This window comes from Kitasatospora sp. NPDC127035 (assembly GCF_042726075.1).
Taxonomy (GTDB): Bacteria; Actinomycetota; Actinomycetes; order Streptomycetales; family Streptomycetaceae; genus Kitasatospora.
The window spans coordinates 1-1,398 of the sequence record NZ_JBHXDN010000157.1 but is presented as its reverse complement, the minus strand read 5'-3'; the positions used below and the strand labels follow the sequence as shown (position 1 = coordinate 1,398).

General features: G+C 56.9%; 1 rRNA gene (only partly in view). It reads right to left on the bottom strand.

The window, feature by feature from the left end:
• Window positions 1-1,398, bottom strand: a 23S ribosomal RNA gene (locus ACFWIC_RS40925) (its annotated part extends 1,273 nt beyond the left edge of the window); the annotation flags it as partial.

Genomic DNA, 1,398 nt, shown 5'->3' with positions numbered 1-1,398 from the left:
CGTCAGTCCGTATACATCGCCTTACGGCTTCGCACGGACCTGTGTTTTTAGTAAACAGTCGCTTCTCGCTGGTCTCTGCGGCCACCCCCAGCTCTGACAGCAAGTGCCGTCACCAGGAATGGCCCCCCTTCTCCCGAAGTTACGGGGGCATTTTGCCGAGTTCCTTAACCATAGTTCACCCGAACGCCTCGGTATTCTCTACCTGACCACCTGAGTCGGTTTGGGGTACGGGCCGCCATGAAACTCGCTAGAGGCTTTTCTCGACAGCATAGGATCATCCACTTCACCACAATCGGCTCGGCATCAGGTCTCAGCCTCAATGAGTGACGGATTTGCCTATCACTCGGCCTACACCCTTACCCCGGGACAACCACCGCCCGGGCTGGACTACCTTCCTGCGTCACCCCATCGCTCACCTAATACAGACTTGGTTCAGCGGCTCCACCACGTCCCTTTGTCCGAAGACTCCGGGCCGGCTTCACGGCTTTAGCATCACCTGGTTCAGCGTTGGCGCTTCAAAGCGGGTACGGGAATATCAACCCGTTGTCCATCGACTACGCCTGTCGGCCTCGCCTTAGGTCCCGACTTACCCTGGGCAGATCAGCTTGACCCAGGAACCCTTGGTCAATCGGCGCAAGAGTTTCTCACTCTTGTATCGCTACTCATGCCTGCATTCTCACTCGTGTACCGTCCACGACTGGTTTCCACCGCCGCTTCACCCGGCACACGACGCTCCCCTACCCATCACAGCAGGCGTTGGCCCTATATGCTGCAATGACACGACTTCGGTGATGTGCTTGAGCCCCGCTACATTGTCGGCGCGGAATCACTTGACCAGTGAGCTATTACGCACTCTTTCAAGGGTGGCTGCTTCTAAGCCAACCTCCTGGTTGTCTCTGCGACTCCACATCCTTTCCCACTTAGCACACGCTTAGGGACCTTAGTCGGTGTTCTGGGCTGTTTCCCTCTCGACCATGGAGCTTATCCCCCACAGTCTCACTGCCACGCTCTCACTTACCGGCATTCGGAGTTTGGCTAAGGTCAGTAACCCGGTGAGGCCCATCGCCTATCCAGTGCTCTACCTCCGGCAAGAAACACGTGACGCTGCACCTAAATGCATTTCGGGGAGAACCAGCTATCACGGAGTTTGATTGGCCTTTCACCCCTAACCACAGGTCATCCCCCAGGTTTTCAACCCTGGTGGGTTCGGTCCTCCACGAAGTCTTACCTCCGCTTCAACCTGCCCATGGCTAGATCACTCCGCTTCGGGTCTTGGGCATGCAACTCAAACGCCCTATTCGGACTCGCTTTCGCTACGGCTACCCCACACGGGTTAACCTCGCTACACACCGCAAACTCGCAGGCTCATTCTTCAAAAGGCACGCAGTCACGGCCCAC